Raw genomic sequence first — 20381 nt, forward strand, 5'->3', positions numbered from 1 at the left:
GCCCTGAGCCGCACCTTCGACAGGCTCAGGTGAGGCCGACAGGCTCAGAGACCGGACGAGGCCGACAGACGCTCAGAGACCAGACGAGGCGCGCAGCACCGGGTTCGCGAAGCGCAACGTCACCAACTGGAACGGCCGCAACGTCACCTCGGTCCCATCAAGCGCCGCCGCGGTCACGGCCGCAGCATCCACCTCGCGCTCCAACAGATCCGTCTCGATCACGCTGTCGAAATCGAAAGCCGTCGTCAGCATCGCCGAAGCACGCCCACCATGCGCCTCATACAGCCGCACGATCACGTCACCGCTGCGATCCTCAGCGAGCTTCACCGCTTCCACCACCACTGCGTCCGACGACACCGCGACCAATGACTCAACCGGCCCCGCCCCCGCGACAGTGCGCGTCGGCAGATTGAGCCGATACCCCTCGCGCACAGCATCCGCGATCTCGGCATCCGGTCGAATGCTCACCCTGAACGTGTGCTCGCCCTGATCCGCCTCCGGGTCGGGGTACAACGGCGCCCGCAGTAACGACACTCGAACGTTCGTGATCGTTCCGCCACCGGAACGGGTCGCACGCGTGATGTCATGCCCATAGGTGGAATCGTTCGCAACAGCCACGCCGAAGCCATTCTCACCGACATGCACCCAGCGATGGGCCACCGTCTCGAACCGCGCCATGTCCCACGACGTGTTCGTGTGCGTCGGCCGCTGCACGTGCCCGAACTGGATCTCCGAACTTGCGCGATCAGCATGGACATCGAAGGGGAATGCGAGCTTGAGCAGCTTCTGCCGCTCATGCCAATCCACCGTCGTCTCGATCTCCAGCGCATGAGAATCCGCCGCCAAGGAGAGAGTCTGCGTGATCCGAGTAGCCCCCCGGCTACGGACCACGCAGACGATTGCCGTAGTCGGATGCGGAACCAGATCAATCGACACCACGTCAGTCAGGTCGATGACGTGACGACGGTAGTGCTCATCGATGTCCCAGGCATCCCACTGCGTAGGCGTATCGCGATGCAACTGCAGAAGATTTCCCCGCTCCCCCGGCGCAATCGTTTCACGCCCCGTCGCGCGGACGATGAGCGACGTTATGAGACCCGACTCGTCGATGTGCACGGCAAGGTGCTCATTCGACAGATCGAATCCGCCCATCGTCCGCGCAACTGTCGCGGGTGGCGCCTCGATGGGGGAAACGACAGCGATCCCCATCGCTGCTGCCCCCTCCCATGCATAGGGTCCCGCGTTCGCAACAAGCTCCGTCGTGCCCTCCCCGGCAACCGCTCGCAGAGCCTGCACGGTGATGCGCTCCGTCGACGCCAAGACCTCGGCGTAGCGACGTTCTGCTTCCCGGTGCACCCAGCCAATCGAGGTGCCGGGAAGAATGTCATGGAACTGCTGCAGCAACACGGTCTCCCATAAACCGCCCAACTCGCCATAGGGATACTCCGCGCCGCGTAAGGCCGCAGCCGTCGCCCACAGCTCCGCTTCACGCAGTGCATGCTCGCTGCGACGATTGCCGCGCTTCGTGCGCGCCTGTGACGTGTAGGTGCCACGGTGGAACTCGAGGTACATTTCCCCCGACCACACCGGCGGATTCGGATACTCTGCCTCTGCCGTCTCGAAGAACTGTGCCGGCGATGACAACGTGACCGTGGGCGAACCTTCCAGTGATCGCAGTCGCGCCGCAGCCGCCACCATCTCGCGGTTCGGGCCACCGCCACCATCGCCGTATCCGAACGGCACGAGCGACGTGTTCGCGACACCCTTCTCGGCGTACTTGCGCTCAGCCCTGGCCAACTCCGCACCGGTCAGCTGCGCGCTGTACGTGTCCACCGGCGGGAAGTGCGTGAAGATGCGCGTTCCGTCCAGCCCTTCCCAGAGGAAAGTATGGTGCGGCATCGCGTTCGTCTCGTTCCACGACATCTTCTGCGTCAGCATCCACCGCGAACCCGCTGCGCGGGCAATCTGCGGCAGCGCGGCAGAGTAGCCGAACGAGTCCGGCAGCCAGACATCCAGTGGCTCGACACCCAACTCGTCCATGAAGAATCGCTTGCCACGCACGAATTGACGCGCCAGCGCCTCACCGCCGGGCAGATTCGTATCGGATTCGACCCACATGCCCCCGGCAGGCACGAAACGACCGGATGCCACAGCGTCCCGCATCCGTGAGAACAGCTCCGGCTGGAACTGCTTCATCCACGCGTACTGCTGCGCCGAGGAGGCCGCGAAAGTGAAGTCGCTCTCCTCCTGCAGCGACAGCACGTTCGAGAATGTTCGCGCGACCTTGCGCTGGGTCTCGCGCACTGGCCACAGCCATGCGGAGTCGATATGCGCATGCCCGATCGCGTGCACGCGATGCGCAGAGGCGGATGCGGGTCGAGAGAGCACCTCGGCCAACGCGGCCCGCGCGTCCGCCGCCGTTCCCGCGATGTCATCCGGATCAGCAGCATCGACCATGCGCTCCAGCGCCCGCAGGATCTCTGCTCGACGCGGTGTGTCCGAAAGCTCCGCCATCAGTTGCAGCAGCACCGTGGCATCCTGCAACAACTCCCAGACGACGACATCGCGCACTGCGATATCCGCCTGACGGAACACGTACAGCGGATCGTCCCCCGCCGTCTCCAGCTCTCCCAGCGGCGTCGGTCGAAAATCACGGAACCCGTCCGCGACGTCGGGGTTGGCCGCAGCCTCCAGATACAGCTCGAATGTGTCGCCTGCGTCGCCCTCCAACGGCACGTAGGCGTTGCGCGGCTCCACCGCCTTCAGGATCGAACCGTCCAGGCGATAGACGGTGCCCTCAGCCTGAAATCCGGGTTCTGCGGCGTTGAATCCGAGGTCGAAGAGCAGCTCGGCTCCGGTAGTGCCCGGTACCGTTCCGGTCACTCTCAGCCACGTCGTACCCCACGGGCGCCCCCAGCGCGTCCCAACGACGAACGGTTCATAAACCTGGCCAACAGCTTCAGCGAACGGTACCGGCTCCCCCGGCACTTCCCAACGTGCCAATGTCAACGGCTCGAGATCCAGGTACACATTCGTACGCAAACGTTCATCGACAAAGCGACGAACTCTCGCTTCAATCAGCGCGGATGTGTCATGCATTCGGCAACCGACTCCAGGGCAGTGGGATACTAGATAGTAAATCGATTAGATTTACTCCTGTCAAGGGGTCCCACCCAAACAGTGAGCCTGGCGGAGCGCTCAGTGACCCAGGAACAGCGCAGATGCGCGGGGCGAGAGTACCTCGTCCAGCACCACGCAGCCCGCGCCCACCGCGCCGACGTCGTCTCCGACGACAGTGCCGGACACCGGCAACTCTCGCACGGCACGCGTGGCGCTCTGATGATCAAGCAGCTCGGGCAGACGCCGCAGGTACAGCTCTTCGACACGCGACCAGAACGGTCCACCCAGCACGACGCGATCGACATCGAGCATGTTCGTCATTCCTGAGATCAACACCGAGAGGTGCTGCGCGGCCTGATCCAGCACCGCTGCCGCGTCCGCATCTCCCGCGGCGACACGCGCGCACAGCTGAGTGAAGCGCTCGTCAACCGATGCGGCATCGCTGCTCTCGCGATCGTCAGCGAAGATACCCGCGCGCTCGGCGCGCTCCACAATCGCCTGCGGCGTGCACACGACCTCAACACAGCCACGCTTCCCGCACCCGCACAGCGGACCATCGGGGTCGACGATGATGTGACCGACCTCACCGACGTTGCGCGATGAACCTTGCACAGCCTCACCGTTAAGCACCAGCGCCGTACCGATGCCAATACCGAGGTAGACGAACAGGAAAGAGCCGTGCGTCGGGCTGGAACCCGTCCACAGTTCAGCGACAGCGGCAGCCGTCGTGTCCTTCTCCAATGTGACGGGGAATCCGGTCGCCTCGGCAAGAGAGTCTCGCAGTGGCACGCGATGCCACGTGTGCAGCTTGGGCGGGTCGATCACGGTGCCTCGGGCGGAATCAAGCGGCCCGGGTGTCGCGACGCCAATCCCAGCGATGCGCTCGCGATCGGCTCCGGAGCGGACGATCAGTTCATCAATCGCCTTGGACATCGCCTTGATAATGCGCCGCGGATCGTTTGCGGGCGTGCGCTTCGTGGTGCGCTCGATCACAGAACCAGAGAGGTCCAACAGCACGAACGTCATGACCGCCGGGTCAAGATGCACGCCGATCGAGAGCCGACTGTCTGCGTTCAGCCGCAGAGTGGTGCGAGGTTTCCCCGGCCCCGTGATGGTGCGGCCAGCCTCTTCGATGATCCCGTCATCCAGCAGTCTCCGGGTGATGTTCGTCACCGTCTGCGCCGAGAGTCCGGTCGCATCCACCAGTTCGATCCGGCTCAGGCCCTCGCCTGAGCGTCGGATGGTCTCCAGGATGACGGACTGATTGAAGTCGCCCATCTTCGGCAGATTCGTTCCACGACGGCGTACGCTCACGGCTCCATCATGTCGCATGAGGCTGACTTCTTGTCCCCCAAAATACCTACAGACAAGATGCTTGCGTTCCCGCAGACTGGTTCCAACGCTTAGCGTTCGTTCGGTCTCTCTGCCCCAGGGTAGGCAGACGTAGATCGACCACCGCGGTCAGTTTTCGGGTAACTGCACCGCACCTGGCGAGGGGCAGGCGGCAACGCCGCCCCTCGCCCATCTCAACGTTCGCGCGGAATCTCGTGCCACAGGCCGACGGAATCCTCATCAGAGGAATCGCCCGCACTCGAGCGCCCCACCACGGTCACGGCCGTTTTCGAGTCGCGCGCCGCGCGAATAATCAATCGACCGGTGTCGGCGCGAGCGAGAACATCGGCAAGCTCATCGCGAATCTCCGCACGACGTTGCTCGTCGAGCTCCTCCAGACCGCCTTCGTCGAACACCGTCACCGCTGCACCTCGCAGTCGAGCATGCTGAATCGCGTCCCGAACGGCATCATTCAGCAGGCTCGCACCACGCAGCTCATCGCGCAGCCGCCCCTCGGCAAGCCGTGCCTCCAGACGCTCTTCTTCGGTGAGGTGCCCGTGAGATGCGACCGTGCGCGTAAGCACCGGTCCTGCAGTTCCCAGCGCGTACTGCACGCGAACCCGCCGTTCTCGCTGGCGGACCAGCTGGGTCGCATGCCAGGCAGAGACTGCCTGCTGAATGTCGGCAAGATGTTCTGTGTCCCGCACCGCACGATCCCAGAAAACCACCAGCAGCTGCGCCACGATCGTCCACATGATTGAGCCGACCAGCCCCAGCTCCAGGGCGACAAGCACCCCGAGATACACGGTGGATGAGGTCGTCAACACCAGCAACACCAGCCACCCAGCGATTGCTCGACGCCTGACGATGCAGACCACTGCGAGCAGGCCCAGCGCGCCAATGTACCAGGTCGCAAACGGGGCTGTCCGGTGAATCGGCAGCAGCGACGCGCTCACCATTGGAGGGATCGCGGCGCTCGCCACGACGGCGACCACTCCCCACCACAGCGGCATCTGCATCCCACCGGGCGCTTCGACGAGCACGGTGGCCATCATCACTATCAGGTAGAGCAGAATCGCCGCCACCATGAGCAGCGGGACCGTCGGCTGCACGATCCACCACACGGCACGCGCCGCGAAATAGACCGCGAATCCGACAGCGAGCGCCGTGGCAACGCTGCGTACTGAGCGGTTCATGCCCGCTCCCATCCGAGCGTCACGGTAGTGCCCGCAGAGCCAGATACGATCGTCGCTGTCCCGGCCACTCCCGCCATTCGCGCGATGATGGATGCCCGGATTCCCAGGCGGTCCTCGCCGATGGCATCCACATCGAATCCGGGACCGGTGTCAGCAACGGTGACGGAGACCTCATCATCGCCCTTTTCATCGACGACGAGGTGAAGACCACGGCCATGCGCATGGGTGACGGCGTTGCCGATCGCTTGCCGCGCGGCAAGGACGAGCGCACGTGCCACCCGGCCAGGGACGGACCCGGCACTGCCACGTTCTTCGACGACGGCATCCGCGCCGATCTCAGACAGCGCTCGGCGCAGCTCGATGACGATCTGCGCGGTCGCGACCGGCGCGTCGCTGCCTTCCTGCGCAATACCGGCGTCGGTGTTCGCAAGCCGAGTGAGCGCTTCTCTGGCCATTGAGACAGCCAGGTCACGCGCGCGATCGGTGTCCGCGCGCTCTGCGGCGATCAGCGCCGCGAGCACGCTGTCGTGCATCAGCGCGGCGATCGACACGCGCTCTTCCTCTGCGGCGGCCGCCGCGGCCGCAGCAGCGTACGAGGCGACCGTCTGGCCACGGGCATTATCGACACCAGCGGCGACAGCGCGGAACATCCATCCGAGCGACAGGATGACGATTCCGAGAATGATCGTAAACGATACGTCAAAGGCGGCGCTCGTCCAGAATCTGCTCGTGAACTCACCCTCGACGAGGCGAACGTAGCCATAGACGAGCGGGACCCCGAATGCCCAGACCAGCTGGAGCTTCATCGGGAAAGCGAGCATCGCGGCGACGACGCCGACATTGACCAGGAAGAAGATCCATGGCTGTCCCGGCGCACGGTTGGAGTCCATGACCAGCGGCCATGCCGCGAGGGCGACAACGTAGACGCTGGCGAAGCAGGCAGACGCGAGGCGCACTCCGCGACCGGTCACACATGCGAGCAGCATGGCGAGCAACGGCACGTACACGATGACGATGAGCGCGATGTAACCAGCGGACGCACCCTGCGAAACGCCGCCGAGGGCAGCGACCAGCGCCTGGGCACCCAGCAGCGTCGATCCGATCGCCACGACTGTGGCGAGGATGCGCTCCATCCGTTTACCGGTGAAGCGTTCGAACTCGGTTTCCGCAGTGCCTGGGGACGGAATCTGACTCCAGGCGTCGCGAAGAGCGGTATCAGCCGACACTCGCGGCTCCGTCGCCAGCGACGATGCCGTCTTCCATCGCGCGCCGAAGCAGGTCGATCTTGGTTCGCGCAGGTCGACCGACATCGACGTACTTCACACGCACGCGCGTGATGTTCTCCTTGGCCGTCGAATAGGCAACGCCCAGCCGTTCAGCGACAACCTTCAACGGCAGTCCGGTGGCGTACAGCCGCAGCACCTCGCGTTCACGTGTCGACAGCAGCGCATCGGCGAACTCGCGATCCCCCTCGACGGCGCTGGCCCACTCCACATTGTTGAGCGCGTCACCACGAGCGACCGTACGGATGGCATCAAGCACATCATCAAGGGCGGATGACTTGCTCACGATGCCTGCGGCTCCGGCAGCGAGCGATTCACGCACAGCCGCTGGTCGGTCGGCAACGCTGTGGATGACGACACTGGCGCCATCGGCCACCAGAGTCGCCACGTTCTCGGTCACGGTGGTGCCGTCGCCGAGCGTGAGATCGAGAACAACGACATCAGCGGGAGCAGCGCCAGTGGACCGTCGCCAGTCGAGATACGACCCGACTGTGCTGCCGGAGAAGACCACGGACTGCGCCCCGTCTCGCTCGCACGCCAATTCGAGCCCGAGGCGAACGGACTCGTGATCGTCGATGAGTGCGACCCTGCTCATGCACCCAGCCTACCGATCTGCTGAGCACTCACCTCGTGAGGAGGGCGACGACCTCGAAATGATGCGAGTGCGGGAACAGGTCGAAGGCCGCGAGCGATGCCGTCTCCCAGCCGAGTTCGCGGAATGTGCCGAGGTCGCGAGCGAGCGCGACCGGGTCGCACGCCACGTAGACGATCGCGTCAGGGCTCAGCGCATGCAGCCCTTCGACCACGGCACGGCCGGCGCCGGCGCGAGGCGGATCCAGCACGACAGCACCGACTCGTTCGCCGTTGGGGAAGCCTTCGAGGTACTTGTCTACGCGCCCGGTGACCGCGTGCACGTCGAAGTCCTCGAGGTTCTGCTGCGCGAGCTCGGTGGCACGCCTGCTCGATTCCACCGTCACGATGTTGGTCGCGCCGAGCTCTCCCAATGAGGCTCCGAACAGACCGACGCCGCCATACAGGTCAAGATGCGTCTTCTCCGGGTCGACCCGTCCGGCGAGCGCCGAGCGCACGGCGGTGTCGAGAGTATCGGCCGCACGAGGATGCACTTGCCAGAAGCCATCAGCATCCACCTGGAATTTGCGCTCGCCCACCTGTTCGCGGATGACCTGTGCGGCTGGGCGCTTGCCCTTCGCCGGGCGACGGATGACGTGCACCTGACCGTCTGCGGACTCAACAAGGTCAATGCGTCCAGGCTTAGCGTTCTTCTGCGAGAGCGCCTCTGCCGCTACCCGGCGGCGCGCGAGGGGGTGCGACTGCACCGGGATCACCCGGTGGCTGCGCGCCGCATACGGGCCGACGATTCCGTCGTCGTCCACGTGCAGCGAGACGCGCGTACGCCAGCCGGTGCCATTTCCGTCGTCAACGGGTGCAATTTCGGGAGCAACCAGGCCAGGACCGGCGAACTTGTCGAATGCCTCCTGCAGCACCTGGCGCTTCAGCGTGCGCTGGTGCGCCAGCTTGATGTGTCCGAGGTCGGCGCCGCCCGCTCGTTCTGCGGGGTCACGCGACACATCGGCCTCTGGCCATACATGCGGCTGGCGGTGCGGTGACGATTCCAGCACCTCGACGGTCTCGCCGCGCCAGAACGACGACTTGGTGGACTCCGTGATGCGCACGCGCACGCGCTCCCCTGGGATCGCGTCGGAAACGAACACGACACGCCCCTCGTGACGGGCGATGAAGGTGCCGCCGTGAGCGATGCCGGTGATGTCAAGGTCGAGCAGCTGGCCCGCAGAGGAAGTCATCCCTCCAGGATCCCACGTCTGACGCGGCATATCGAACACAAATCGGCCCCGACGCGTACGCGTGGGGGCCGATTTGAGGTTTATCTGCTCAATCGTCCAACGGCTGACCCGTCCGGTCGCGCGCGAACAGTACGGCGACGACCGAGATGATGGCGCAGATGCCGATCAGAATGCCGATGCCACCGTAGTTGTTGGCACCTGCCACGATCGCGGTGGCGATGAGCGGCACAGGGCCTCCAGCGATGGCCGCGCCGACCTGGTACCCCAGCGAAGCCCCGGTGTAGCGGACGTCCGGCGGGAACGACTCGGCGAAGAACGTGCCGAGCACGGCGCCGTAGCTGGCCCAGATGACGCCGAAGCCGATGACAAGCGCGAGGAGCAGCAACCAGAAGTTCTGCTGGTTCATCATCCACAGGAATGGCACGGTGTACAGCGCCACCGCAATCGCTCCGCCGATGAACACCTTCTTTCGTCCGATCCTGTCAGACACCCGTCCCCAGAACAGCATCACCGGAATGGCGACCACCGCGGCGACGAGCACGGCATTGAGCGCCTCGGTCTGCGTGAATCCGAGAGTCACGGCGTAAGAGACCGAGAACGTCGCGAACAGGAAGAAGGTCGCCGTCTCGATGAACTTCGCGAGGATCACGATGATCACCTCACGCCAGTTACGGCGCAGGATCAGAGCGATCGGGAGCTTGGCTGTCTTGCGCTCAGAGACCACCTTGCGGAACGACGGCGTCTCACCGACTGAATGGCGGATCCAGAGCCCCACGGCGACCAGCACGACGGAAAGGATGAACGGGATGCGCCATCCGATCGAGAGGAACGCCTCTTCAGGGAAGATGGCCATGGCGCCGGTGGCCGCGAGGTTTCCAAGAGCAAGGCCGAGAAGAGCACCGGTCTGCGGGACCGCGCCCCACATGCCGCGACGTTTGCGCGGCGAGTATTCGACGGCGAGCAGCAATCCGCCGCCCCATTCGCCGCCGAGCGCCAGGCCCTGTAGCAGTCGCAGCGTGGTCAACAGGATCGGAGCCCAGACGCCGATCATTGCGTAGGTGGGCAGCAGGCCCATCAGCAGCGTCGAGATGCCCATGATCGTGAGCGTCACGACCAGCGTCTTCTTGCGCCCGATCCGATCGCCCATGTGGCTGAACAGGATGCCCCCGATCGGGCGCACCAGGAACGACAGCGCGAATGCGGCGAGCGCCAGCATGTTACTCAGACCAACATCGTCGGACGTGAAGAACAACGGTCCGAACACGAGCGCCGACATGGTTCCGTAGAGGAAGAAGTCGTACCACTCGATCGCGGATCCCACCGCTGAGCCCGCAAGGGCGCGACGACGCTCAGACGATGAGATCTGGTCTGCCTTCTCGGGGATCTTTTCCTGCACTTCAGTCATTTCTCTTGGATGCCTTTCATCATTGAACACGTCATCGGCTGCGATGAACGTCAGGCGGCCTTGCGGCCGGCGAGGATGTCGAGGGCGACGTCGACGATCAGGTCTTCCTGACCGCCCACCAGTCGGCGACGGCCAACCTCGAGGAGGATCTCGTGTGCGGGGACGCCGTACTTCGCGCCCGCACGCTCGGCGTGCAGCAGGAAGGACGAGTAGACGCCGGCGTAGCCGAGTGTGAGCGTCTCGCGATCGACTTGGACGGGACGCACCTGCAGAGGACGCACGATGTCATCCGCGGCATCCATCAGAGCGAACAGGTCGGTGCCGTGATTCCAGCCGATCTTGTCCGCGGCCGCGATGAACACCTCGAGCGGCGCGTTGCCCGCGCCCGCTCCCATCCCGGTCAGGCTCGCATCGACACGGTTCGCCCCTGCACGCACTGCGGCGATCGAGTTCGCGACGCCGAGCGACAGGTTGTGGTGTGCATGAACGCCGATCTCTGTGGAGGCATCGAGCACGTCGCGCAGCGCCGTGACCCGGTCGGTGATGTCATCCATGTTCTGTGCACCGGACGAGTCGACGACGTAGATGCACTGAGCGCCGTAGCCCTCCATGAGCTTGGCCTGCTCGGCGAGCTTCGCCGGGGTCGCCATAGCGCTCATCATCAGGAAGCCGGTGGTGTTGAGCCCCATCTCGCGCGCCTTGGCGATGTGCTGTGCCGAGACGTCGGCCTCAGTGCAGTGTGTCGCGACGCGGACGTAGCTGACACCGGCCGATGCCGCGCGCTTGAGGTCGTCGATCGTGCCGACGCCGGGGAGCAGCAGCGTCGCGATGGCGATGTCGTTCGCGACCTCGGCGGCAGCCTCGATGAGTTCGGTGTCCGAGTGACGCGCGAAACCGTAGTTGACGCTGGATCCGTTCAGCCCATCGCCGTGGGCAACCTCTACGGAATCAACACCGGCGCTATCGAGCGCGGTTACGACATCTCGAACGTTTTCCACCGTGTACTGGTGGCCGACCGCATGGCTGCCGTCACGCAGGGTGACGTCGGAGATGAACAGCTTGTCCTTCGTGGGGTCGAACATGGTCATGCCACTTCCTGGACCTGCAGAGAGCGGGTCGCGATCGTCTCGGCGGTGCGCAGCGCCGCCGAGGTCATGATGTCGAGATTTCCTGCGTACGCGGGCAGGTAGTGCGCCGCACCCTCGACCTCAAGGAACACCGAAGTCTTGAGGCCCGTGAACTCGCCGTACCCCGGCACGTTGACCGGCACCTCGATGCGGTCGAACTGCACCTCCTGTTTGAGGCGGTACCCGGGGACGTACTGGTTGACCTTGTCGACCATCGACGCGATGGATGCGGTGATCTCGGCCTCATCCGCGATATCCGACAGCACGAAGACGGTGTCGCGCATGAGCACGGGGGGCTCAGCGGGGTTCAGGATGATGATCGCCTTGCCGTACTCGGCACCGCCGACCTCGCGGATCGCCGCGGAGGTCGTCTCGGTGAACTCGTCGATGTTCGCCCGTGTGCCCGGTCCGGCGGACTTCGAGGAGATGGATGCCACGATCTCGGCGTAGTGCACCTTGGTGACCGCTGAGACAGCCGAGACGATCGGGATGGTGGCCTGACCGCCGCAGGTGACCATGTTCACGTTGGGAGCATCAAGGTGCTCCTCAAGATTCACGACCGGGACGCAGTACGGCCCGATCGCAGCCGGTGTCAGATCGATGAGGCGGATGCCGGGCTTGGCCGCGGTGAGCTTCGCCGCATTCACCACATGCGCGGAGGCCGAAGTGGCGTCGAAGACGATCTCGATGTCAGCGAAGATGTCGTGGGCGATGAGACCGTCCACGCCGCTGTCGATGGGAATGGCGCCGAGGCGACCGGCGCGAGCGAGGCCGTCGGAGGCCGGATCGATCCCGACCATGGCCGAAGCTTCGAGGACGCTCGACCCGCGAATGATCTTGATCAACAGATCCGTGCCGATATTTCCTGAACCGATGATGGCGGCTTTTACCGTGCGTGGCACTGCGACTCCACCTCTCTGTGTGCGTTTAGTCGAACCCTGTTCGATATTTCGACCTTGATTCGATATATTGAACACGCCTGGGCGCGTGATGTCAAGGCGACGGTTTTGCCCGGATCACGGAAACCCGGTAAGGATGGAGCCATGGCCAGACTCACCCCCGCAGTGATGCGCACGCTCGACATCCTCGAGCTGTTCGTCGAGGGCGGCCCCGAGCTCACCGTCGCGGACATCCTGCAGCGCACGGAATTCCCCCGAACCACGGTGCATGAGCTACTCGCCACCCTCGTCGCTCGGGAGTACCTGCAACGCGACGAACGCACCGGCCTTCATCGTCTGGGCGTGCGCGTGCTGCACCTCGGCAACGCGTACTCCTCGCGCTTCGATCTGCTTACCGCCGCGAATTCCGTCGCCCGTGAACTTGTCGATCGCAGCGGCGAGACCGTGAGCGTCGCCGTGCGTGAGGGCTCGCAGGTGTTCTACCTCGCCAAGGTGGAAGGCCATGACACCCTGCGTATGCCGTCGAGCATCGGACAGCGCCTGCCCGCACATCTGACCGGTCTCGGCAAGGCGCTGTTGGCTCCTCTGCCGATTAAAGCGCTGCGCGCCCTGTACCCCAATCCAAACGATCTGCCCGTACTCACCGCCCACAGCATCCGCACCCTCGACGCGCTCGAAGCCGACCTCGCCGAGGTACGTGGGCGCGAAGGGATCGCGTTCGAGTCCGAGGAATCTACCCCCAACCTGCGCTGCGCCGCAGCACCCGTCTACGACGCGACCGGCGCAGTAGCCGCAGCGATCAGCATCTCGGTGCCACTGGCCCGTTGGGACCAGCACGGCGATGGGCATTGGATCTCGCTCGTCCGCTCCGGAGCGGAGATTCTCTCCGAACAGCTCGGCCACCGCCAGCCGGCTCAGTGACCGACACCACACGACGACCGGCTCTACGCTGAAGTCATGCGTGTTTGCCTGGCCTCCACCTCCCCCGCTCGCCTCATGTTGCTTCGCCAGGTCGGCATCGAGCCGATCACGCGTGCGCCGGAAACCGACGAGGATGCCGTGGCCGCGCGCGCAGCGGCCGAACGCGGCGCGGATTTGCCGCCGGCAGAGCTCGTGCTGCTGCTGGCGAGAGCCAAAGCCGCGGATGTCGCGAACCGGCTCGCTGAAGAAGACCCGACCTTCGACGGCCTGGTGATCGGCGGCGACTCGATGTTCGCCCTCGGGGGGCGCGTCTACGGCAAGCCGTACACGGCGGCGGAAGCCACACGGCGCTGGCAGGAGATGCGCGGCAAGACCGGCATCCTGCACTCCGGTCACTCGGTGCTCCGGCTGAAACCCGGTGTTGCTCCCGTAGAAGCGACCGCCGTCGCCGAATCATCCGTCACATTCGCGGACGTGACCGATCAGGAGATCGCCGCATATGTCGCCACCGGCGAGCCGCTTCACGTTGCGGGCGCCTTCACCGTCGACAGCCTCGGCGGCGCATTCATCACCCGGGTCGATGGCGACCCATCCACCGTGGTCGGCATGTCGCTGTCGACCATCCGCCAGCTCACGATCGAGCTCGGCGTCTCGTGGACGGACCTGTGGTCGTAGACATCCCGCCACGTTTTCACGAATTTCTTGTGGAGAGTTGTCAAAGGGATCGGCCTCAATCTCGCTAGGCTGGCACTCATGCCAATCGAGAAGGTGCTCATCGCTAACCGCGGTGAGATCGCCGTACGCATCATCCGCGCCGCTCGCGATTCCGGGATATCCTCGGTCGCCGTCTACGCAGACCAGGATCGTGATGCATTGCACTCGCGGCTTGCAGACGAGGCCTATGCCCTGGACGGAGAGACAAGCGCCGCCACCTACCTGCAGATCGACAAGATCCTCTCGATCGCTCGCCGCGCAGGTGCTGACGCAGTGCACCCCGGCTACGGCTTCCTCGCCGAGAACGCCGAGTTCGCTCGCGCCGTGATCGGCGCAGGCATGATCTGGATCGGACCCTCCCCCGAAGCCATCGAATCTCTCGGCGACAAGGTCACCGCGCGACACGTCGCAGAGAGGGTCGGCGCTCCGCTTGCCCCCGGAACCCCCGGTCCGGTAGAAACCGCTGACGAGGTCATCGCCTTCGCGAAGGAGTTCGGCCTACCGATCGCCATCAAGGCGGCGTACGGTGGCGGCGGACGCGGCCTCAAGGTCGCCCGCGAGCTGGACGAGGTCGCCGAGGCCTTCGAATCCGCCACCCGTGAAGCCGTCGCTGCCTTCGGACGCGGCGAGTGCTTCGTGGAGAAGTACCTCGACAAGCCCCGTCACGTCGAGACGCAGTGCTTGGCGGATGCCGCAGGCAATGTCGTCGTCATCTCCACGCGCGACTGCTCGCTGCAGCGCCGGCACCAGAAGCTCGTCGAAGAGGCACCTGCCCCCTTCCTGACCGAAGAGCAGAACCGCCAGCTGTACGAATCCTCGAAGGCCATCCTCCGCGAGGTCGGCTACGTCGGAGCGGGCACCTGCGAGTTCCTGATCGGCGCCGACGGCACCGTGTCTTTCCTCGAGGTGAACACACGTCTGCAGGTCGAGCATCCGGTCTCCGAAGAGGTCACCGGCATCGACCTGGTGCGCGAACAGTTCCGCATCGCGGCCGGCGGCACCATCGACTACGACGACCCGACGCCGCAGGGACACTCCTTCGAGTTCCGCATCAACGGTGAAGACCCGGGTCGCGGGTTCCTTCCCCAGCCCGGCCCCATTCACGTGTTCAAGACGTTCGGTGGCCCCGGCATCCGCCTCGACTCGGGTGTGACCGCTGGCGACGCCGTCTCCGGCGCATTCGACTCGCTGCTGGCGAAGATCATCGTGACCGGACGCACCCGCGAGGAGGCGCTCGAACGCGCTCGACGCGCCCTGGACGAGTTCGAGGTCGCAGGTCTGCCCACAGTCCTCCCGTTCCATCGCAAGGTCGTCCGCGACCCCGCTTTCACGGCGGAAAACGGCAAGTTCGGCATCTTCACGCGCTGGATCGAGACGGAATTCGACAACGACATCCCCGCCTGGGACGGCGAGATGGACGAGCCTGTTGCCGCTGCGAGCCGCCACACGGTGGTCGTCGAGGTCGCTGGTAAGCGTCTCGAGGTGAGCCTGCCCGACCGCGTCACGGTCGCTGCCGGTACCTCCGGTCGACCCGCAGCTGTCCCGCCGTCGCGTCGCAGCCACTCCACGTCGGTCTCCACTGGCGCATCGGGTGATGCTGTCAAGTCGCCGATGCAGGCCACTGTCATCAAGATCGCTGTCGAAGAGGGTCAAGAGGTCGTCAAGGGCGATCTGGTCGTCGTTCTCGAGGCGATGAAGATGGAGCAGCCGCTGCAGGCGCACAAGGACGGCGTGATCGGCAACATCAACGCCACTGCCGGTGCCACGGTTTCCTCGGGCCACCAGCTGCTGACGATCTCCTGACCGACTTCCGCCCGTGGCCGCGGGGCTTGTAGTCTGACTTCATGTTGAGCTTGCGGAAGACCTGGATGGTGGCAGGCTCCGGCCTCATCATCTGCGGCGTGATCGGTATGCTGCAGCCCAGCGTTCTCGGCCTCACCGGATCCGCAGTCATCACAGTGATCGGTGACGTGATCTACGCGGCGTCGGTGCTGCTGTTCGCGATCGGATTCTCCCGCGAAGCCAGCATTGTGGAGCGTAGGCCGCTCGGGGTGACCGCCATGGCCATCGTCGGACTCTGGCCGCTGGCGGGCTTCATTCTCACACGGCTACTCGCGTTGGTGGAGCCCAGCGGTGGATCGGCGTGGACGGTCTACGGCTATCTCAGCCTGTTGATTCCTGCCGCTGCCGGGCTGCTTGCGGCTGTGCAGATCGCCCGTGCGGACGCCGTCCCCTCACCATGGCGCCTGGCGCCACTATGGGTGCTGGGCGCGTACGCCGTGACGTGGGCGATCTCGCAGATCATCTTCGTCACCGTGCGGTCGGAGAGCATCCAGGCCTTCGCCGACATGTTCTTCATGCTCGGAGCGCTCACGTCCCTCGCAGGAACGCTGGGTCTCGGCATCCTCGCGCTCGTCCTCGACGCGCGGAAAACTCCCCGAAGCGTCGACGTCTACACCTCGCGCTGACCCCCCGTTCGCGAGACTTCGCGTATGCCACCTAAAGGCGCTTGCGCGGTGACGTACGCGAAGTCTCGCGGGATGGTCAGGAGATGTTCACCAGGTGCATCGCGCGGGATGCATCTGTGATGCTGCTGGACAGCGACGGGTACGCGGCGAACACACGTGACAGCTGATCCACCGTCATCCGGCGCTCGACCGCAACGGCGATCGGGTAGATCAGTTCGGACGCCTTCGGCGCCACGATCACACCGCCGATCACCGTGCCGGAGCCCTTGCGGGCGATGATCTTCACGAAACCGTCCTTGATGCCCATCATCTTCGCGCGCGGGTTCGCGGCGAGCGGCAGCTTGTAGACGAGGCCGTCGGCGACGCCGTCCTCAACATCCTTCTCGCCCCAGCCGACCGTCGCGATCTCGGGAGCGGTGAAAATGTTCGAGGTGATCTTGATCTTCTCCAGCGGGATGACGATGTCACCGAGCGCGTGAAACACGGCGGTGCGGCCCTGCATCGAGGCGACGGATGCCAGCGGGAAGAAGTTCGTGCAGTCACCGACCGCGTAGATGTTCGGCACCGACGTACGCGCCACCCTGTTCACCCGCACATGGCCGGACTCAGCAAGTTCGATACCGGCAGCTTCCAGTCCGATGTCCGCAGTGTTCGGAATCGAGCCGACCGCCATCAGGCAGTGGCTGCCCTCGACCGTGCGGCCGTCGGAGAGCGTGACCTTCACACCGTCAACGGTGCGCTCGACCGTATCGGCACGACACTTCGACAGCACGTTCATGCCACCGCGCTTGAAGACCTTCTCGAGCACGTGCGCGGCATCCTTGTCTTCACCGGGAAGCACCTGATCCCGGCTGGAAATGAGCGTCACCTTCGCACCGAGGTTCATGTACGCCGAAGCGAACTCGGCCCCCGTGACGCCAGAGCCGACGACGATCAGGTGCTCGGGAAGCGCCTTCATGTCGTAGAGCTGCGTCCAGGTGAGGATGCGCTCGCCGTCGGGCTTGGCGCTGTCCAGCTCACGCGGGGATGCACCGACAGAGACGACGATCGTGTCTGCCTCGATGCGGTCGAAATCGGTGCCGCCAGGACCCGTCGACACGGTGATCGCATTCGGTCCCTCCAGCCGGCCGTGCCCGGAGAGGATACGCACGCCCGATTCCAGCAGAGTCGAGCGCATGTCTTCGGACTGCTGCCCGGCAAGTGCCAGCAGACGCTTGTTGACCGCGGCGAGGTTGATCGCGATCTCCGGCTTCAACGGCTTGCCATTACCGCCCTTCGCGTAGAACTGCACGCCCAGATCACTCGCCTCGGAAATCGCGACAGCAGCATCGGCCGTGGCGATGAGGCTCTTCGACGGCACGACGTCAGTGAGCACAGCCGATCCGCCCACTCCCACTCGTTCGACGAGCGTTACCTCCGCACCGAGCTGGGCCGCGGCGAGCGCCGCTTCATAACCGCCGGGACCGCCACCAAGGACGGCGACGCGCTGAGTGCGCTCGAAAGGAGTGGAAGACATGTACTCCATTCTCCCGTAATCTTCCTGACTTGCCGTCACCTTCCTTAGAGTGGAGCCATGACCGACTCTCACGACAATCCTCTCGACGCCCCGAACGCTGATCCGTTCGAGGTCGCAGCCCTCGCCGCGGCAGACATCGCACGGCTGAGCGGCATCGAGAAGCATGACATCGCCCTCACTCTCGGCAGCGGCTGGGGCAAAGCTGCAGAGCTCATCGGCGAGACCGTCGCCACGATCCCCGCGGCCGAGGTGACCGGCTTCTCGAAGCCCGCACTGGAGGGGCACGTCGGCACGCTGCGCAGCATCCGCACACCCAACGGCAAGAACGTCCTGGTAATCGGCGCACGCACGCACTACTACGAAGGCCATGGCGTCCGCCGCGTCGTCCATAGCGTCCGCACCGCCGCCGCCACAGGGGCAAAGATCATGGTGCTCACCAACGGCGCCGGAGGCATCCGCGAATCCTGGACGCCTGGGCAACCAGTACTCATCAGCGACCACATCAACCTCACCGCAGATTCCCCGCTCGAGGGCGCAAACTTCGTCGATCTGACCGACCTCTATTCGCAGCGCCTGCGCGACATCGCGCGCTCCGTCGACTCCACCTTGGACGAGGGAATCTACACGCAGTTCCGCGGGCCGCACTACGAGACCCCGGCAGAAGTGCAGATGGCCAAGGCCATCGGTGGCCACATCGTCGGTATGTCCACCGCGCTCGAAGCGATTGCCGCCCGCGAGGCCGGCATGGAGATCCTCGGCTTTTCGCTGATCACGAACCTCGCCGCCGGCATCCAGAAGACGCCGCTCAGTCATACCGAGGTGATCGAGGCAGGCAAGGAAGCGGAGCCGGTGATCTCGGCCCTGCTGGCCCGGGTGGTCGAGGCGCTATGAGCGACATCAGCGAGCAGACCGAAACCCGTCTCACGCAGGCACGTGCGTGGTTGCGCCAGGATCCGGATGCCGAGACCCGCGACGAGCTGGCAGGAATCATCACCCGTGCCTCTTCCGGAGACGCAGCGGCCGTCGCCGACCTCGATGACCGCTTCGCCACCCGTCTCGCCTTCGGCACCGCCGGGCTCCGCGGTGCGATCGGCGCCGGCAGCAATCGAATGAACCGCGTACTCATCACGCAGGCAGCCGCCGGTTTCGCGTCGTATCTGCTCGGCCGTGCGAACGGCGCCGTGCCCACCGTCGTCGTCGGCTACGACGGTCGACGTAACTCTCGCCGGTTCGCGCTCGACTCCGCCGAGATCTTCGCCGGCGCTGGTCTGCGGGCGATCTTGCTGCCCCGCTTGCTGCCGACCCCCGTGCTCGCCTTCGCGGTGCGTCATCTCGGGGCGGATGCTGGCGTCATGGTCACCGCAAGCCACAACCCGCCGAATGACAACGGCTACAAGGTGTACCTCGGTGGCGCCGAGAATGGCGCGCAGATCGTGTCACCCGGTGACGCCGAGATCGAGGCGCACATCCAACGCATGGCGGATGCCGGCACCATCTCAGCTCTTCCCCGATCGATCGGCTACGAGGTCGCTGGTGAAGACGTCATCGATGCCTACGTCGCTGCGACGGCCGCTGTGTCGCCCGCACCCGCATCCGCGCGGAATCTCACCTGGGTCTACACGGCCATGCACGGTGTCGGTTGGGAGACGTTCTCGCGGATCCTCCGCACTGCCGGCTACCCGCACCCGAAGACGGTCGGTGAACAGCTGCATCCTGATCCGACGTTCCGCACAGTCGCGTTCCCGAATCCGGAAGAACCCGGCGCCATGGATCTCGCGTTCGCTGCGGCACGCCGTACCAAGGCCGACTTCATCATCGCCAATGACCCGGATGCTGATCGTCTGGGCGTCGCGATCCCGGATAGGTCTGCGAACGGTGGTTGGCGCAGGCTCAGCGGCAACGAGGTCGGGCTTCTGCTCGGTGCTCGTGCGGCACGCGCCGCTGAGGGACAGCCTGGCGCGTCTCTGGCCTGCTCGTTGGTCTCTTCCCCTGGGCTCGGCGCGATTGCCGCGCACCATGGGCTCGACTTTCACGAGACCCTCACCGGCTTCAAGTGGATCTCGCGCGCCCCTGGCTCGGTGTTCGGATTCGAGGAGGCCCTCGGTTATCTCGTGAATCCCGGCACAGTCCGCGACAAGGACGGCATCTCCGCCGCGATCGCTGTGCTCGGCCTTGCGGCTGAGGCACACGAGCGTGGTGAGACGCTGGCCACGCTGCTCGCAGAACTCGGTGAGACCTACGGACACTTCGCCAGCAGCCAGGTCTCGGTGCGGGTCAATGACCTGTCGATCATCGACAAGGTCATGCTTTCTCTGCGCACACTGCCGCCTGCACGCATCGGAGACACCGCCATCACGTCGGCGGAAGACCTGCTGCAGGCAGCGGCGGGCACACCGTCGGGCGATGTGCTGCGCTATCGCCTCGACGGAGGCTCACGCGTCGTCGTGCGTCCCAGTGGCACCGAGCCGAAGCTCAAGGTCTACCTCGACGTGCAGGGCGGATCGGATGACGAGGCAAAGGCCATCGTCGCGGCCCTGGAGCGTGGCGTGCGTGCACTGTTGGAGGAGCGCTCCTGAG

Annotated in this window: 16 protein-coding genes; 6 read left to right on the forward strand and 10 right to left on the reverse strand. The window is 65.1% G+C overall.

The features are described 5' to 3' along the window. Nucleotides 1-72: 72 nt before the first annotated feature. The 9 genes from ACSU1G_RS13785 to ACSU1G_RS13825 form a co-directional block, all read right to left on the reverse strand. On the reverse strand, nt 73-3099 hold the full coding sequence (locus ACSU1G_RS13785; RefSeq protein ID WP_439280526.1) for an alpha-mannosidase: 3027 nt from the start codon (nt 3097-3099) through the stop codon (nt 73-75). A 99-nt stretch (nt 3100-3198) separates the two neighbouring features. Then, nucleotides 3199-4398, reverse strand: a complete 1200-nt coding sequence (locus tag ACSU1G_RS13790; protein ID WP_439280885.1) for an ROK family protein — start codon at nt 4396-4398, stop codon at nt 3199-3201. 248 nt (nt 4399-4646) lie between these two features. After that, complete coding sequence (locus tag ACSU1G_RS13795) at nt 4647-5648, reverse strand: hypothetical protein (protein WP_439280527.1); 1002 nt, start codon at nt 5646-5648, stop codon at nt 4647-4649. Then, nucleotides 5645-6874, reverse strand: a complete 1230-nt coding sequence (locus ACSU1G_RS13800) for a sensor histidine kinase (RefSeq protein WP_439280528.1) — start codon at nt 6872-6874, stop codon at nt 5645-5647. Before ACSU1G_RS13800 ends, ACSU1G_RS13795 begins: the two co-directional genes overlap by 4 nt. Further along, nucleotides 6864-7526, reverse strand: coding sequence for a response regulator transcription factor (locus ACSU1G_RS13805; RefSeq protein WP_439280529.1), 663 nt, complete (start codon nt 7524-7526; stop codon nt 6864-6866). Before ACSU1G_RS13805 ends, ACSU1G_RS13800 begins: the two co-directional genes overlap by 11 nt. 28 nt (nt 7527-7554) lie before the next feature. After that, a complete protein-coding gene (locus ACSU1G_RS13810) occupies nt 7555-8754 on the reverse strand; it encodes a class I SAM-dependent RNA methyltransferase (RefSeq protein WP_439280530.1) in 1200 nt (399 codons plus the stop codon). Between the two features lie 88 nt (nt 8755-8842). Further along, entirely contained in the window at nt 8843-10159 is a 1317-nt protein-coding gene (locus ACSU1G_RS13815; RefSeq protein WP_439280531.1) for an MFS transporter, read from the reverse strand. A 50-nt stretch (nt 10160-10209) separates the two neighbouring features. Continuing rightward, nucleotides 10210-11247: a 4-hydroxy-2-oxovalerate aldolase gene (gene dmpG, locus ACSU1G_RS13820; RefSeq protein ID WP_439280532.1), complete on the reverse strand. Its 1038-nt coding sequence runs from the start codon at nt 11245-11247 to the stop codon at nt 10210-10212. Further along, a complete protein-coding gene (locus tag ACSU1G_RS13825) occupies nt 11244-12188 on the reverse strand; it encodes an acetaldehyde dehydrogenase (acetylating) (protein WP_439280533.1) in 945 nt (314 codons plus the stop codon). The genes dmpG and ACSU1G_RS13825 overlap by 4 nt, the downstream gene beginning before the upstream one ends. Before the next feature lie 141 nt (nt 12189-12329). On the opposite strand from ACSU1G_RS13825, the gene ACSU1G_RS13830 reads away from it, so the two are divergent. The 4 genes from ACSU1G_RS13830 to ACSU1G_RS13845 all read left to right on the forward strand — a co-directional run bounded on the left by ACSU1G_RS13830 (nt 12330) and on the right by ACSU1G_RS13845 (nt 16288). Next, nucleotides 12330-13106 carry an IclR family transcriptional regulator gene (locus tag ACSU1G_RS13830; RefSeq protein WP_439280534.1) on the forward strand — a complete coding sequence of 259 codons (777 nt, stop codon included), beginning with the start codon at nt 12330-12332 and terminating at the stop codon, nt 13104-13106. Between the two features lie 36 nt (nt 13107-13142). Then, complete coding sequence (locus tag ACSU1G_RS13835) at nt 13143-13781, forward strand: Maf family protein (RefSeq protein WP_439280535.1); 639 nt, start codon at nt 13143-13145, stop codon at nt 13779-13781. Nucleotides 13782-13859: 78 nt separating this feature from the next. Further along, complete coding sequence (locus ACSU1G_RS13840) at nt 13860-15623, forward strand: acetyl/propionyl/methylcrotonyl-CoA carboxylase subunit alpha (protein ID WP_439280536.1); 1764 nt, start codon at nt 13860-13862, stop codon at nt 15621-15623. Between the two features lie 41 nt (nt 15624-15664). Then, nucleotides 15665-16288 (forward strand): hypothetical protein, encoded by a 624-nt coding sequence (locus ACSU1G_RS13845; RefSeq protein ID WP_439280537.1) that lies wholly within the window; start codon nt 15665-15667, stop codon nt 16286-16288. Nucleotides 16289-16364: 76 nt separating this feature from the next. Here ACSU1G_RS13845 and ACSU1G_RS13850 read toward each other — a convergent pair whose 3' ends face one another. Then, nucleotides 16365-17813, reverse strand: coding sequence for an NAD(P)H-quinone dehydrogenase (locus ACSU1G_RS13850; protein WP_439280538.1), 1449 nt, complete (start codon nt 17811-17813; stop codon nt 16365-16367). A 48-nt stretch (nt 17814-17861) separates the two neighbouring features. Between ACSU1G_RS13850 and ACSU1G_RS13855 the strand changes: the two genes are divergently transcribed. Next, nucleotides 17862-18695 (forward strand): purine-nucleoside phosphorylase, encoded by an 834-nt coding sequence (locus ACSU1G_RS13855; RefSeq protein WP_439280539.1) that lies wholly within the window; start codon nt 17862-17864, stop codon nt 18693-18695. Further along, entirely contained in the window at nt 18692-20380 is a 1689-nt protein-coding gene (locus tag ACSU1G_RS13860; protein ID WP_439280540.1) for a phospho-sugar mutase, read from the forward strand. The genes ACSU1G_RS13855 and ACSU1G_RS13860 overlap by 4 nt, the downstream gene beginning before the upstream one ends. Nucleotide 20381: the final 1 nt, after the last annotated feature.

The organism is Microbacterium sp. A93, assembly GCF_051842835.1.